Origin of the sequence: Hylemonella gracilis ATCC 19624 (assembly GCF_000211835.1) — a bacterium.
Lineage (GTDB): Bacteria > Pseudomonadota > Gammaproteobacteria > Burkholderiales > Burkholderiaceae_C > Hylemonella > Hylemonella gracilis.
Map to the genome: position 1 here is coordinate 1 of NZ_AEGR01000051.1, position 13,426 is coordinate 13,426.

General features: G+C 65.6%; 15 protein-coding genes. 6 read left to right on the plus strand and 9 right to left on the minus strand.

All coding sequences use genetic code 11. From position 1 onward, the window contains the following. From HGR_RS06785 to HGR_RS06795, 3 genes are all read right to left on the minus strand, one after another. A partial coding sequence (locus HGR_RS06785) for an efflux RND transporter permease subunit (RefSeq protein WP_006297428.1) occupies positions 1-1,255 on the minus strand: 1,255 nt, incomplete at its 3' end. 25 nt (positions 1,256-1,280) lie between these two features. Continuing rightward, positions 1,281-2,525 carry an efflux RND transporter periplasmic adaptor subunit gene (locus HGR_RS06790; RefSeq protein WP_006297429.1) on the minus strand — a complete coding sequence of 415 codons (1,245 nt, stop codon included), beginning with the start codon at positions 2,523-2,525 and terminating at the stop codon, positions 1,281-1,283. 199 nt (positions 2,526-2,724) lie between these two features. After that, entirely contained in the window at positions 2,725-3,561 is an 837-nt protein-coding gene (locus HGR_RS06795; protein WP_039852747.1) for an alpha/beta hydrolase, read from the minus strand. A gap of 113 nt (positions 3,562-3,674) precedes the next feature. Between HGR_RS06795 and HGR_RS06800 the strand changes: the two genes are divergently transcribed. Both HGR_RS06800 and HGR_RS06805 read left to right on the plus strand, forming a co-directional pair. Next, entirely contained in the window at positions 3,675-4,589 is a 915-nt protein-coding gene (locus HGR_RS06800) for a LysR family transcriptional regulator (protein WP_006297431.1), read from the plus strand. Positions 4,590-4,666: 77 nt separating this feature from the next. Continuing rightward, positions 4,667-5,140 (plus strand): GNAT family N-acetyltransferase, encoded by a 474-nt coding sequence (locus HGR_RS06805; RefSeq protein WP_006297432.1) that lies wholly within the window; start codon positions 4,667-4,669, stop codon positions 5,138-5,140. Here the strand turns inward: HGR_RS06805 and HGR_RS06810 are convergent. Then, entirely contained in the window at positions 5,137-5,700 is a 564-nt protein-coding gene (locus tag HGR_RS06810; RefSeq protein ID WP_006297433.1) for an NADPH-dependent FMN reductase, read from the minus strand. The two genes, HGR_RS06805 and HGR_RS06810, sit on opposite strands and share 4 nt — an antisense overlap. Continuing rightward, complete coding sequence (locus HGR_RS06815; protein ID WP_006297434.1) at positions 5,697-6,596, minus strand: RNA polymerase sigma factor; 900 nt, start codon at positions 6,594-6,596, stop codon at positions 5,697-5,699. The genes HGR_RS06810 and HGR_RS06815 overlap by 4 nt, the downstream gene beginning before the upstream one ends. 91 nt (positions 6,597-6,687) lie before the next feature. Here HGR_RS06815 and HGR_RS06820 point away from each other — a divergent pair, with 91 nt between their 5' ends. Then, the gene (locus HGR_RS06820) at positions 6,688-7,305 is read left to right on the plus strand and encodes an ATP-dependent Clp protease proteolytic subunit (RefSeq protein WP_006297435.1); all 618 of its coding nucleotides are present in this window, start codon (positions 6,688-6,690) and stop codon (positions 7,303-7,305) included. An 81-nt stretch (positions 7,306-7,386) separates the two neighbouring features. Next, entirely contained in the window at positions 7,387-8,787 is a 1,401-nt protein-coding gene (gene fumC, locus HGR_RS06825; protein WP_006297436.1) for a class II fumarate hydratase, read from the plus strand. Here fumC and HGR_RS06830 read toward each other — a convergent pair. Next, positions 8,732-9,715 (minus strand): cation diffusion facilitator family transporter, encoded by a 984-nt coding sequence (locus HGR_RS06830; protein WP_006297437.1) that lies wholly within the window; start codon positions 9,713-9,715, stop codon positions 8,732-8,734. The two genes, fumC and HGR_RS06830, sit on opposite strands and share 56 nt — an antisense overlap. A gap of 225 nt (positions 9,716-9,940) precedes the next feature. After that, positions 9,941-10,339, minus strand: a complete 399-nt coding sequence (locus HGR_RS06835) for a tautomerase family protein (protein ID WP_006297438.1) — start codon at positions 10,337-10,339, stop codon at positions 9,941-9,943. A gap of 140 nt (positions 10,340-10,479) precedes the next feature. On the opposite strand from HGR_RS06835, the gene HGR_RS06840 reads away from it, so the two are divergent. Together HGR_RS06840 and HGR_RS06845 are read left to right on the plus strand one after the other, a co-directional pair. Next, complete coding sequence (locus HGR_RS06840) at positions 10,480-11,403, plus strand: LysR family transcriptional regulator (RefSeq protein ID WP_039852758.1); 924 nt, start codon at positions 10,480-10,482, stop codon at positions 11,401-11,403. A gap of 138 nt (positions 11,404-11,541) precedes the next feature. Continuing rightward, positions 11,542-11,973 (plus strand): hypothetical protein, encoded by a 432-nt coding sequence (locus tag HGR_RS06845; RefSeq protein ID WP_138922428.1) that lies wholly within the window; start codon positions 11,542-11,544, stop codon positions 11,971-11,973. A gap of 32 nt (positions 11,974-12,005) precedes the next feature. On the opposite strand, the gene HGR_RS17260 is transcribed toward HGR_RS06845, so the two are convergent. Together HGR_RS17260 and HGR_RS06855 are read right to left on the minus strand one after the other, a co-directional pair. Beyond that, positions 12,006-12,950, minus strand: coding sequence for a hypothetical protein (locus HGR_RS17260; RefSeq protein ID WP_138922429.1), 945 nt, complete (start codon positions 12,948-12,950; stop codon positions 12,006-12,008). A gap of 14 nt (positions 12,951-12,964) precedes the next feature. After that, positions 12,965-13,378 carry a hypothetical protein gene (locus HGR_RS06855; protein ID WP_138922430.1) on the minus strand — a complete coding sequence of 138 codons (414 nt, stop codon included), beginning with the start codon at positions 13,376-13,378 and terminating at the stop codon, positions 12,965-12,967. Positions 13,379-13,426 lie beyond the last annotated feature (48 nt).

A 13,426-nucleotide genomic window follows, 5' to 3' on the forward strand; every position in this document is an offset into this window, starting at 1 on the left:
CGTTCTCCACCACCACGATGGCGTCGTCCACCACGATGCCGATGGCCAGCACCAGGCCAAACAGCGACAGCGCGTTGATCGAGAAGCCCAGCAGGTGCAACACGGCGAAGGTGCCCACCACCGACACCGGCACGGCCAGCAGCGGGATGATGGAAGCGCGCCAGGTTTGCAGGAACAGGATCACCACCAGCACCACCAGGGCGATGGCTTCGAGCAGGGTCTGGATGACCGACTTGATGGAGGCGCGCACGAACTGCGTGGGGTCGTAGGCGATGCGGTACTCCACGCCTTCAGGCATGAGCTTTTGCAGCTCGTCCATGGTCTCGCGCACGGCGGCCGAGATCTCCAGCGCGTTGGAGCCCGGGGCCTGGAACACGCCCATGCCCACGGCGGGCTTATTGTTCAACAGGGAACGCAGCGAGTAATCGGCCGCGCCCATTTCGAGCCGGGCGATGTCGCGCAGTCGGGTCACCGCGCCGTTGGCGCCGGTCTTGACGATGATGTCACCGAACTCTTCTTCGCTTTGCAGGCGACCCTGGGCGTTGATGGACAGCTGCATGTCCACGCCGGGCAGCCCGGGCGAGGCGCCGACCACGCCGGCCGCGGCCTGCACGTTCTGACCGCGGATGGCGTTCACCACGTCGCTGGCCGACATGCCGCGTTGGGCGATCTTCTGCGGGTCCAGCCAGACGCGCATGGAATAGTCACCGCCGCCGAAGATCTGCACCTGGCCCACGCCCTCGATGCGCGCGAGCCGGTCCTTGACGTTGAGCACCGCGTAGTTGCGCAGGTAGTTGATGTCGTAGCGGTCGTTCGGCGAAACCAGGTGCACCACCATCGTGATGTCTGGCGAACTCTTGACCGTGGTGACACCCAGTCTGCGCACTTCCTCGGGCAGGCGCGGCTCGGCTTGCGAGACGCGGTTCTGCACCATCTGCTGCGCCTTGTCGACATCGGTGCCGAGCTTGAAGGTCACGGTGAGCGTCATCACGCCGTCGGTCGTGGCTTGGCTGCCCATGTAGAGCATGCCTTCCACGCCGTTGATGGATTCCTCCAGCGGCGTGGCCACGGTCTCGGCGATGACCTTGGGGTTGGCCCCGGGGTACTGCGCGCGCACCACGATGGAGGGCGGCGCGACCTCGGGGTACTCGGAGATCGGCAGGCCGCGCAAGGCGACCAGGCCGGCGATCAGCATCAGCAGCGAGAGCACGCCCGCGAAGATCGGCCGATCAATGAAGAATTTCGAGAGATTCATGATGTGTTCTGGAGGTTCTCGAGGTTCAAGGCTGGGCCGAGGCCACGGCTTGCGCGGCGGCGTCACCGTTCTTGCCGCGCAGGGCGGCGTTCATGGGCACGTCCTGCGGCTGCACCACGTCGCCGGGGCGCACGCGCTGCAGGCCGTTGACGACGATGCGTTCACCCGCGCGCAGGCCACTGAGCACCAGGCGCAGGCCGTCCACGGAAGCGCCGAGGGTGATTTCGCGGTACGCGGTGCGGTTGCCTTCGCCCAACACCAGCACGTACTTCTTGTTCTGGTCGGTGCCGATGGCGCGTTCGCTCACCAGCAGGGCGCGGCTCGCCTGGGCTTGTCCCATGTGGATGCGGGCGAATTGGCCATGCATGAGTTGGCCGTCCTTGTTGTCGAAGACGGCCCGCACGCGCACCGTGCCGCTGCTGGTGTTCACCTGGTTGTCGATCAACTGCAGCCGGCCGGTGTAGGGCGTGTCGCCGCTGCTGGAGGTGCCCATGCGAACCGGAACGCGTTCCAGTGCTTGGCGTTCACCGTTCACGCCGCCGTTCACGCTCTTGAGCGCGCGCGCGACCACCTGTTCATCGGCGTCGAAGCTGGCGTAGATGGGGTGCACCGACACCAGGGTCGTGAGCACGGGGGCGCCCGCGCCGGCGGCGACGAGGTTGCCCACGGTCACTTCCAGCTTGCCGATGCGCCCGGCCACCGGTGCGCGCACCTGGGTGTAGTCCAGGTTGAGTTGCGCCACCTGCAGCTGGGCCTGGGCGGCCTTGAGGTTGGCTTCGGCCTCGCGCAGCGTGTTCAGACGGTCGTCGTACTCGCGCTGGGCGATGGCACGTTCGTCCCAGAGCAAACGCGCGCGGGCATGTTCGCTGGTGGCGTTCGTCACGCGGGCTTGGGCCGCGGCCACCTGAGCGGCGGCGCGAGCCACCTCGGCCTCGTAGGGCGCGGGGTCGATGGAGATCAACAGATCCCCTTGGTTCACCAAGGCGCCTTCGCGGAAGTGCATGGCCTGGATGACGCCCGCGACGCGGGGGCGGATGTCCACGCGGTCGATGGCTTCGAGCCGGCCCGAGAACTCGTCCCAGGCCGACACGTCACTTTCCGTGACCAGGGCGACCGAGACGGGCATGGGCGGCGGCGCGCCATTGGCGGCACCCGCTTGCGCGGCGGTCGGTTTGTGCAGCAGCACGACGACGGCCACGGTGACGGCGGTCAGGGCGGCGGCAGTGGGCCACCAGAGGCGGCGGCGGGGGCTCAGAGGGAAGCGGGACATGAGGTTTCCTTTGAAGAACAGCAAAGAGGCAAGAAGACGAAAAGGCGAAAAGGCGAAAAGACAAAAATCGAGAGAGGAGAGAGGAGAGAAAAATGAGGACAGCGAAACAGGCGAAGGAAAAAATGGGCGAGCACAGCCCAACCCGACCGTCGGCCGGGTTGAACGGAGCAGGGGAAATCAGGTCAGCAGAGAGCGGCCATCAGGCCGCAGGCGGCGCCGCGGCCTGGAAGAAGCTGCGCAGGTGCTCACGCGCCAGGGCTGCGCAGGGGGGAACGTCATCGGCCAATGGCTCGGCCAGGGAATCGGGCCAGCCGGTCTGGGCCTGCAGCAGGACGCGGGTGACCGGGATGCCAGCGTCGCGCAAGCGGTCCGCATAGGCCAGCGCTTCATCGCGCATGGGGTCGTCACCCCCCGCGAGGATCAGCGTGGGCGGCACGCCCGCGAGCCGCTGTGCGAGCGCCGGCACGGCATACGGGTGCTCGGCGTCCATGGGGCCGCGCAGGTACTCGCGCCAGCCGTCCATCCATTTGCAGCGGGTGGTCGCGCCCAGGGTTTCGCGCAGCGAGGCCGTGCCGTTGCAGGGGTCCAGCATGGGCGACACCAGGATCTGCCCAGCCAAGGCGGGGTGGGCGCGGTCGCGCACCATCAGCGCCACCGCCGCCGCGATATTGCCGCCGGCTTCCTCGCCCGCGACGAAGAGGGGCGCGCCCGTGCCCGCCAGGCGCGTGCGCTGCTTGTACAGCCATTCGATGGCGGTGTAACCTGCTTCCACGGCTTCGGGGAATTTGTGGGTGGGCGCCAGTGGGTAGGCCAGCGAAGCCACCACGGCGCCGGAAGCGGCCAGCAGTTCGGCCAGGCAGGCGCCGCTGTCCAGATCACCCGAGACAAAGGCGCCGCCATGGAAATGCAGCACCAGCGGCCGCGCCGCGCCGCGCACCTTGTCGCCACGCACGCGCAGTTCCAGCGGACGGTCGCCCGGCACGAACAGGGTGTGAGTCGGCGAGGGTTGGAACGGGGATGGGGTTGAGCTGACCATGGACGCGACTATAGACATGCGAGTTCCGGGGATAAAGCAGGCTGCGACCAGTTGTCTGTTTCCCATTCATGAACAATCCCGCCTGCGCGACGCGCAAACAGGACACAAAAGGCATGGACCAGATTCAATCGATACGCGTCTTCGCCCGGGTGGTGGAGGCCGGCACCTTCACCAAGGCGGCCGAATCGCTGGACCTGCCCAAGGGCACGGTGACCAAGCTGGTGCAGCAACTGGAGGCACGGCTGAAGGTCAAGCTGCTCAATCGCACGACGCGGCGCGTGACCGTCACCCCCGATGGCGCGGCGTATTACGAGCGCACCACCCGCGTGCTCAAGGATCTGGACGACATCGAAGCCAGCATGACCAATGCACAGGCCAAGCCCAGCGGGCGCCTGCGCGTGGACGTTGGCACCTCGGTGGCGGGCCAGATCCTGATCCCCGCGCTGGCTGACTTCTACCGCCGCTTCCCCGACATCCAGCTGGACCTGGGCGTGACCGACCGCCCGGTCGACCTGATCACCGACAACGTGGACTGCGTGATCCGCGGCGGTGATCTGCAGGAACAGTCCCTGGTGGCGCGCCGACTGGGCAATGTGCCCCTGGTGGCCGTGGCCTCGCCGGCCTACATCAAGGCGCGGGGCCTGCCTCGGCATCCGTCGGAGCTGGAACGCGAGCACACCACGGTGAACTTCTTTTCCGCGCGCACGGGCCGACCCTACATGCACGAATACATGCAAGACGGCAAGACGCTGGAGGTGGCGGGGCACTACCAGCTGTCGGTGAACGAAAGCAATGCCTTGACGTCGGCGGTGCTGGCCGGCCTGGGCGTGTCCCACATTCCGACCTTTACCGCGGAACCTTTGATCGCGAGTGGTCAACTGGTGCGGGTGCTGGAGGATTGGACTTGCCCCGTCATTCCGCTCTACGTGGTCTATCCGCCCAACCGCCACCTCAGCGCCAAGGTGCGGGCTTTCGTGGAATGGGCGGCGGAACTGTTTTCCCGCCACCCGCAGGTGTTGACAGGGTGAGCCAGGGCTGATCCCTCGGCCCGCGCGTCGCATCGCGGTGATGGTCATGGCCCATGATGCGTCCTTATCATCGGGACATGCAATTACCTCTTTCTTCCGGTCTGCGTTGGATTGGCCTGGGCTTCGAGGCCCTGACCGTGCACCAGCTGTACGACTTGCTGCGCCTGCGCTCGGAGATCTTCGTGGTCGAGCAGCGCTGTGCCTACCTCGACCCCGACGGCAAAGACCTGCATCCTCAGGCCTTGCACCTGCTCGGCTACGACGGTGAGGTGCTCGCCGCCAGCGTGCGCATCCTGCCGCCGGGGCTGGGCTATCCCTGCCCGAGCATCGGGCGCGTGGTGGTGGCCGCCTCGCACCGCGGCACCGGCCTGGGCCATGTGCTGATGCGCGAGGCCCTGAGCCAGGTGTTCCAGCATTGGCCGGGCAGCGAGGTCCAGCTGGGCGCGCAGGCGCACCTGGCGAATTTCTATGCCGTGCATGGTTTTGTCGTGGCTTCGCCGGTCTACGACGAGGACGGCATTCCCCACGTCACCATGCGCCGCCCGGCTTAAGCGAGCGGAAAACTCGGTCCCACGCCGCCATTGCCGCCATCACCTTGCAGGTGCCTGAGCAGGGCGGCCAGCAGGTCCTCGAGAGCGCGGCGTACTTCTGGGCTTCTCAGCATGGCCTCTTCGCTGGTGCAGTGGCCCGGCAGGGGCAAGCCCCCGGAGGCCTGGACCACGATGTCGGCCGACATGGTGCGCAGCACCTCACGCAAGGCGTCGTCGGCGTGGTGCGCGCGGGGCGCGGCGTTGACCAGCGCCACTGGCTTGCCCACGGTGCCTTCAAAGCTGACCAGCCAGTCCAGCGCATTTTTCATCACGCCCGAGATGCCGTGCGCGTACTCGGGGCTGGCGATCAGCAGCGCGTCGGCTGCGGCGACCGTGGCGCGCCAGTGCCGCACCGATTCGGGCGGTTGTGCTTCCAGATCCGGGTTGAACAGCGGCAGATCCCTCAGGCCTTCGAACACCGAGATGCGCAGAGCCGGTGGCGCCAACCGAGCCGCCACGCGGCAGACGGCCGAGTTGATGGAGGCAGCCCGCAGGCTGCCGGACACCGCGACGATGTTCATCCGGCCACCGCATGGACGGCGGTCAACGGTTCGCGTTCGGCGCGGCTACCCAGGGGCAGCACACACAGCGTGACGCCATCCAGGCTGAGTGCCAAGCCCAACTGCCCGCCAACCCGCACGAGACCACTGATGCGGGTCGTCGGCCGTGCATCGGCCCAGCAGCTGATCTCGCCCGCGGCCAGCGATGCGCTGGGGGCGGCGTGACGGGCACTGACCAGCGGTTGGCGCAGCAAGGCCCACAGGGGGGCCGCGTCACGCAGTTGCAGGCATTGGCAATAGGTTTGGAAGAGGACTTCGGTCTCGGTGTCCGCTGTCCTCGATGCGTCTTTCAAATACTCCAACTCGTCCAAGTCCGACGCGGGGTTGGACCGCCCCAGCGACGCGCCTGCCGCCTGGTGCAGCCGCGCCAAGGCGCGCCGCAACTGCTGGCGGCTGCCTGCTGCCGTCTTGCCCTGAGCTTGGGCGATCTCGGCATGTTCCACTTCGAACACCTCGTGCAGCAGGAGCACCGCGCCCTCCACGGGGGACAGGTGGGTCGCCAGCAGACGCAGCGCACGCGTGCTGTCTTGCCGCAGCGCCGCTTCCGATTCGGCAGAGGTTTGCGCGTCGGACGGAGGAACCTTGGCCGATTCCGCCAGCCATTGCTGCATCCACTGCCGACGCCGCAGGCGGTCGATGGCGATGTGGCGCATCACGGTGAGCAACCAGGCTTGAGCGACATTGAGTTCCAGGGCCCGGGCTTCCAGCGCGCGCACATAGGCGTCTTGCACCGCGTCCTCGGCCTCCGTCGGCCCCAGCAGGCGGGCAGCGGCGCGCACCAATTGGTGACGGTTGGCGTCGAGCAAATCGGTCAAGGCGGGCGGGGCAGGCAAGTCGGGCAGACGTTCATCGCGCATCGGGCCATCTTGCCATAGCGCCTTGACGGGCCGGGCTGTCACGCCGCATGGGCTTCGTTCGTCATGGCAGCTCAACCTCAAGGAAAACACGATGGAAACCTCCATGACCACCACCATGAACACACCCGACAGCCCTGCTCCGGCCAGCGTGCCCGAACCCCGCACCGCGTCCTACCTGGAAGAAAAAGCCTTCAAGACCCGCACCCTGCTGGTCTTCGGCACCGTGACCGACGCCATGGCCGCGGACGTGACGCGCCGGCTCATCGCCTTGGATGCGGACGGCGACCAGCCCATCCACCTGCTGGTGAGCTCGCCCGGCGGCCATCTGGAATCGGGCGACGCCATCCATGACATCGTGCGTTTCATCGCCGCGCCCGTGAACATGATCGGCACCGGCTGGGTCGGCAGCGCCGCCACCCATCTCTACCTGGCCGTGCCGCGCGCGCGGCGCTACTGCCTGCCCAACACGCGCTTTCTCATTCACCAGCCCAGCGGCGGCGCGGGCGGCCCGGCCACCAACATCGCCATCCAGGCCCGTGAGATGGTCAAGGCCCGCGAGCGCATCGCCGCCACCATCGCGCGCGAGACGGGAAAGTCCCTGGAGGCCGTATTGACCGACATCGAGCACGACCGCTGGTTGTCTGCCGAGGAGGCGGTGGACTACGGCCTGGTGTCGCGCATCATCGAGCGCAAGAGTGAGCTGGGATGAACGGCGTGGCCGTCAGCATCGCCGTGCACTGAACGGTGAGGCGGGCAGGGTGCTAAGGTCCGGCTTTTGTTGGACTACTCCATGAACACCCGCAAAGAAAACACCCGCACCGAACGCGACACCTTCGGCCCCATCGACGTCCCGGCCGAGCGGCTTTGGGGCGCGCAGACCCAGCGTTCCCTGCTCAACTTCGACATCTCGGGCGAGCGCCAGCCGCGCGAGCTGATCCATGCGCTGGTCCAGGTCAAGCGGGCTTCGGCCACGGTGAACCAAGGACTGGGTCTGCTGGACGCAGCCAAGGCCCACGCCATCGTGGCGGCGGCCGACGAGGTGCTGGCCGGGCGGCATGCGGACGAATTCCCGCTGGTGGTCTGGCAGACCGGCTCCGGCACGCAGACGAACATGAACGTCAACGAGGTGCTGGCCAACCGGGCCAGCGAGTTGTTGGGCGGTGAGCGCGGTGAAGCGCGGCGGGTGCACCCGAACGACGAGGTCAACCGCAGCCAGTCCAGCAATGACGTGTTCCCCACGGCCATGCATGTGGCCGCGGTCGAGGCCATCACGCAGCACTTGCTGCCCGCGCTGCAAACGCTGCGCGCCACGCTGGACGCCAAGGCGCGCGAATTCGACGACATCGTCAAGATCGGCCGCACCCATTTGCAAGACGCGACGCCGCTCACCTTGGGGCAGGAATTCTCGGGTTGGGTGGCGCAGCTGGCGCACGGTGAGCGGCATGTGCGCGCCGCCTTGCCGCATCTGTGTGAACTCGCGCTCGGTGGCACCGCAGTGGGCACTGGGCTGAATGCGCCCGCGGGTTACGCCGAGGCCGCGGCGGCGGAGCTGGCGCGCCTGACAGGGCTGCCCTTCGTGACCGCGCCCAACAAGTTCGAGGCCCTGGCCTCCTGCGATGCGCTGGTGCACGCGCACGGCGCGCTCAAGACGCTGGCCGCCAGCCTCATGAAGATCGCCAACGATGTGCGCTGGCTCGCCAGCGGGCCGCGCAGCGGCATCGGCGAGATCAGCATTCCCGAGAACGAGCCCGGCTCGTCCATCATGCCTGGCAAGGTCAACCCCACGCAGAGCGAGGCGCTGACCATGCTGTGCTGCCAGGTCTTCGGCAACGACGTGGCCATCAATCTGGGCGGCGCGTCGGGCAATTTTGAACTGAACGTGTTCCGCCCTCTGGTGGCCCACAACTTCCTGCAAAGCGTGCGCTTGCTGGCGGACGGCATGGGGAGCTTCAACGACCACTGCGCGGTCGGCATCACGCCCAACCGCGAACGCATCGCCGAACTGGTGGCGCGTTCGCTGATGCTGGTGACCGCGCTCAATCCGCACATCGGTTACGACAAGGCGGCCCAGATCGCCAAGAAGGCACACCAGGAAGGGTTGACCTTGCGCGACGCGGCCCTGGCCAGCGGCCACGTCACGGCCGAGCAGTTTGACCAGTGGGTGGTGCCGGAACGTATGGTGGGCCGCTGACCTGGTCGTGGTCCCGGTCCGGGCGATGCCAGGGGTCCACATGGGTCATGAGGTTCAGCACGCGGTGCCGTTGCATCACGCGGCGCCGGGCCTCGACCGCGATGTCGTGCCCGGCCTCGACCGTCAGCGTGGCGTCCACTTCGATGTGGGCATCCGCCACGATCAGGTCGCCCATCTTGCGGGTACGGATGTCGTGCACGCCCTGGATGCCGGGCGTCTCGCTCAGGGTCTGGCGGATGGCCGCCAGCTCCTCGTCGTTCACCGCGCGGTCCATCAGGTCGTGCAGCGCGTCCCAGCCAAACGTCCATCCCATCTTGGCCACCATGAAGCCGACGATGGCGGCGGCAATCGGGTCCAGGATGGGGTAGCCCGCCAAGTTGCCCAGGATGCCCAGGCCCACCACCAGGGAGGACGCGGCGTCCGAGCGCGCGTGCCAGGCGTTGGCCACCAGCATGCTGGACTTGACCCGCTTGGCCACGGCCAGCATGTAGCGAAACAGCAGTTCCTTGGCCACGAGTGCGCCCAGCGCCACCCACAGCGCGACCCCATGCACTTGCGGGATGGCGTGCGGCTGCTCCAGCTTCACGATGGCCGACCACAGCATGCCCACGCCCACGGCCAGCAGCAGCAAGCCCAGCACCAGCGAAGCCGCCGTTTCGTAACGATGGTGGCCGTAGGGGTGGTCCGCGTCGGCATCTTTCTGGCTGTGCCGGTTGGCCAGCAGCACCACGAAGTCGGCGATCAGGTCCGACAGCGAATGGATGCCGTCGGCCACCAGGGCCTGGGACTTGGTGAGCACGCCCGCGACGATCTGGGTCGACGTCAGCACCAGGTTGACGATCACGCTGACCCAGGTGCTGCGCGACGCCGCCGCAGCACGTTCCGCGCTGGTGTACTCGGTGGCTTCCGAGTCCTCCGTGAGGGGCATGGGTGTGTTCATCGGCGTCAGACGGGGTGGGGTGGAAGGGGCCGCCGCTGGAGCAGGGGGCGTGGCCCGATCATAGAGCGGCGACGTGCAGCATGGGGTGGGGGCGCAGCCGCTGGCTGACTGCCGCTGAACGATCGCCGCTGAAGGACCGCCGCTGAAGGACTGCCATTCGTTGAGCCCGGTTCGTTGAGCGCCGTTCACTGATAGTCGCCCAAGGGTTGTCGCTCAAGGGCTGGGGTGTTGGTAGCGATATTCCTGCGTCAGGCCGCCGAAACCATAGGCGGTGGCCCGAACATCTTGCACGTAAACATAGCTCTCGGGGTGGAGGTCCCCCAGCAGCCCCTTGAACGCGGCGAATGCCTCGGCGATGTACCGCGCTTTCTCGTCTTTGGTGTTGGTTTCGTCCGTCACCTTGACGTCGAAATAGAAGCTGGATTTTTTGAGTTTTGCCAGCGATTGGCCCGCAACGTACCAGTCGCGCGGGTCGACAAAGTTGATCACCACCGCCGTGAGCTCGCGCCGCTTGCCGAGTATCCGAGTGGTCAGCTCCAGCAAGGTTTCGGTGATGCGTTCCGAAAGAGCGTCGCTGCGCTGGGCCGACACTTGGACGTTGAGGATGGGCATGAATAACTCCGGTGCGTTGAAGAGGTCTCCACTGTAGGAACAGCATCGCCAACCGGAAATCACCGCTGGTGATAATCGCTTTTGCTCACGGCGCAAAGGCCCCCGAGTCCTGTTGATACTCTGATCCCTTGATCTTCTCGATGACGAAACTCTTCCTGCCCGACCCGTCCGATTTGCGTTGGCTCGTGCGCTCGCTGGACTTGCGTTCCTTCTCGGCGGCCGCGCGCGAACAGAACGTCGTCGTCTCCGTGGTGACGCGGGGCGTGGACCGCCTGGAAGCGGGGTACGGCGTCAAGCTGCTGCGCCGCTCCACGCACGGCTTGTCCGCCACCCCGGAAGGCGCTGAACTCGCGCAAGAGGCGCGCGCCGTGCTGGCCCGGCTGGAAGACGTCTCCGCATCCTTGACCGATCAGCGCAGCCGCGTGGCGGGCACCTTGCGGCTGGCCTCCAGCCAGGAGATTTGCGAAGAGCTGGTGCTGCCGCATCTGTCGGACCTGCAAGCGCGATATCCAGCTTTGCGCATCGAACTGCTGGCCGATGACCGGGTGGCCGACCTGGTGACGGAAGGCATTGACGTGGCCTTGCGCACCACCGTGGGCAACAGCGAGTTGGTCGTGGCCAGGGAATTGGGCAAATTCCAGCGGCGTCTCTATGCCTCACCCGCCTACTTGCGCGAGCACGGCACCCCCGCCGACCCCACCGAATTGCAGCAACACGAGACCGTGACCCACACCGCCCAAGGGCCGGTGGCCACCTGGGTCTTCCGCAAGCAGGGCAAGCGGCTGGAGTTGAACGTCCAGGCCAGGCTGGCCGCCAGCAGCTCGGCGCTGGTGCACCACGCCCTGGTCAACGGCGCGGGCATCGGCATGCTCTCAAGACCCCTGGCCTCGGCCGACGTGGCGCGCGGCCGCTTGGTGGAAGTGTTGGAGCCCTTTGCCTCGGGTACCGTGCATACCCTGTATGCCGTCGCCTCACCTGGCCGACGCAATGCCGCACGGGTCAAGGCCGTGATTGATTTTCTGGAACGGGCCTCGCGCGGTCCATGGGCCTTGGAGCGGGCTTGAAAAGCACCTGCAAAATGCCGTTACGATGTGGCACCACCTCGATGCCCGGCACTCGCTGGGCGCCTTTCGGTGCTCGGCACCGCGTGTGTGATCGGGATATTGTGGTGTTGCGGTTGCGCTTATCCCTGGAGATGGGACATGAGGCCTGAGTTTAGTTCACTGCCGTTCCACATGGCCATGCGCGACGAGCGCCACATGGTTAGCCTGATCCGCCAAGGCGATGCCCGCGGCCGCGTGCGCACCGCCATCGGTGTGCCGTATTCAGGCCACGGCAATCCGCGTGAACGCATCTTGGAACAGTGGGCCATGAACCAATGCTCACCCCGGCGCGAGATGAGCGGCACCGTGTTCGCCCCCTTGCCACCACGGCATCAAGCGGCGCTGCAACCGCTGCTCGCGCCCTTCATCAACGACCTATTGCGCGGCGGGTTGGAAGCCACGCCGATGGGGCGGCGCGACGTTGCTCAGGGGGTCAAAGCGCGCCTGCACCTGGGGCCGGATCGGGAGGCGGTGGTGAGTGGGCAACCGCCGATGCATCATGGTGGGCATGCGCGCGGGCGTGGGAGCTGAAGCGCTTTGTGCTCCTTAGGCGGACTGATTGCTTACTTGCCTCGCTTACTCACGTGCTCCATGTGCTCGGCCATGCAGGTCGCGCACGAATTGGCCATGTTAGACACACTGTCACTTCGCGTCCGGTTGCCAATCGTACGTGTGCCCTGAGGATCCGGGTCGGGAATTTGAGAGCTTGGCGGCACACTGAAATTGCTGAGTCGGTTGCCACGTCCACTCATTGAGGGGTTCATCATCTCGACCAAGCTATCTGGTGGAGGAATTGCGCCACGGTGCACTGATTCGATTGGGGCCTGGTTACCCATAGCCATGGAATGCGCAACATGCGCGGCACGTTTTGCCGCGCAGACATTGGCGTCATCAGCGGCAAACACGTCGGAGACAGTCACACCTTGCAGCCGCCCGCTCCAGTGACCGGAACGTCCTTCTTGATCGTAATGCTGTTGCAGGTCTAGCATTCGATCCTGAACCCGCTGAATATGTAGCAAGTCTTTCTCTGTCCCGGAAAAACCAACGCCCATGTGACCATTCACAGAAGCCACAGCAATTTGCCCGACTTGCTTGGGTGGGATTTTTTTCGCCATGTCCTCACGAACGATTTCATCCTGAGCTTCTTCAGCCATGCTGGCCGCGAAGCGGACGGCACTCGCCTCATGAATGCTGATCGGGCTCATAGCGTTCATTTGAGAACGCTGCCCTTCGGGAAACTGGAGATGACTGGCGCGGATCATGTCTTGGCGAACCCCGATTTCTCGACGTGCTGCCTCCACAACAAGGGCGGGGGTATCAGGGGAGCGGGAAAGTTCCCTCAGAGTCGATTCCGGTAACCGGCGAATGCTATTGGAGCGTTGCCTCCCCATACTGGCCACGCCAAGCGGGTTGTCCCTTTTCGATGGATTGGCCGGCAGATTCGTGACCAGTGCTCTACCGCGCAAAGTATAGGATTGTGGTTTCGTGCCGCGTTCATCGCTTGACATGAAGGTCTCCTTGGTCAATTTGATGAATGGAGATGATTGATCACACCGCCTTTGAATTTCACCTTTGCCTCGGTGTTGTGTTTCACTGTGACACCGGTAGCTTTCGTCGAGGCGATCCCCAGCACGCCGTTATCGGTGTGCTTTACCGTCCCCTTCGTCTCCGGGAACTTACTCAAACCTTGCCTAATCGCAATGATGGTGTTTATCTTTGGAGTCTCTGGTGCTCCAATACCAGTACCCAACGACCGCAGTTTTTTCATCTCGCTGGCGATATAGTCCATCAGGTTTTTCGACAGTGCATCTCCCGTAAAGTCATGAACCTCTGCGATGTGTCGATTTGCAAACCACTTCGTAAGACCCAAGTCGCCTGCTTCGTAGTCGTTGTGCGGCCTCATGTACTCCATGCTCGGTTTGCCATCGGCACCCATGGTCACCCGGAAGTGGTGCTTCCGGACCGCGCTCCGAAAAATCGGAGA

Excerpts from the sequence above, each read along its gene's own strand:
- HGR_RS06790 (WP_006297429.1), bottom strand. The coding sequence starts at position 2,525 with ATGTCCCGCTTCCCTCTGAGCCCCCGCCGCCGCCTCTGGTGGCCCACT.
- HGR_RS06795 (WP_039852747.1), bottom strand. The coding sequence starts at position 3,561 with ATGGTCAGCTCAACCCCATCCCCGTTCCAACCCTCGCCGACTCACACC.
- HGR_RS06800 (WP_006297431.1), top strand. The coding sequence starts at position 3,675 with ATGGACCAGATTCAATCGATACGCGTCTTCGCCCGGGTGGTGGAGGCC.
- HGR_RS06805 (WP_006297432.1), top strand. The coding sequence starts at position 4,667 with ATGCAATTACCTCTTTCTTCCGGTCTGCGTTGGATTGGCCTGGGCTTC.
- HGR_RS06810 (WP_006297433.1), bottom strand. The coding sequence starts at position 5,700 with ATGAACATCGTCGCGGTGTCCGGCAGCCTGCGGGCTGCCTCCATCAAC.
- HGR_RS06815 (WP_006297434.1), bottom strand. The coding sequence starts at position 6,596 with ATGCGCGATGAACGTCTGCCCGACTTGCCTGCCCCGCCCGCCTTGACC.
- HGR_RS06820 (WP_006297435.1), top strand. The coding sequence starts at position 6,688 with ATGGAAACCTCCATGACCACCACCATGAACACACCCGACAGCCCTGCT.
- fumC (WP_006297436.1), top strand. The coding sequence starts at position 7,387 with ATGAACACCCGCAAAGAAAACACCCGCACCGAACGCGACACCTTCGGC.
- HGR_RS06830 (WP_006297437.1), bottom strand. The coding sequence starts at position 9,715 with ATGCCCCTCACGGAGGACTCGGAAGCCACCGAGTACACCAGCGCGGAA.
- HGR_RS06835 (WP_006297438.1), bottom strand. The coding sequence starts at position 10,339 with ATGCCCATCCTCAACGTCCAAGTGTCGGCCCAGCGCAGCGACGCTCTT.
- HGR_RS06840 (WP_039852758.1), top strand. The coding sequence starts at position 10,480 with ATGACGAAACTCTTCCTGCCCGACCCGTCCGATTTGCGTTGGCTCGTG.
- HGR_RS06845 (WP_138922428.1), top strand. The coding sequence starts at position 11,542 with ATGAGGCCTGAGTTTAGTTCACTGCCGTTCCACATGGCCATGCGCGAC.
- HGR_RS17260 (WP_138922429.1), bottom strand. The coding sequence starts at position 12,950 with ATGTCAAGCGATGAACGCGGCACGAAACCACAATCCTATACTTTGCGC.
- HGR_RS06855 (WP_138922430.1), bottom strand. The coding sequence starts at position 13,378 with ATGGGTGCCGATGGCAAACCGAGCATGGAGTACATGAGGCCGCACAAC.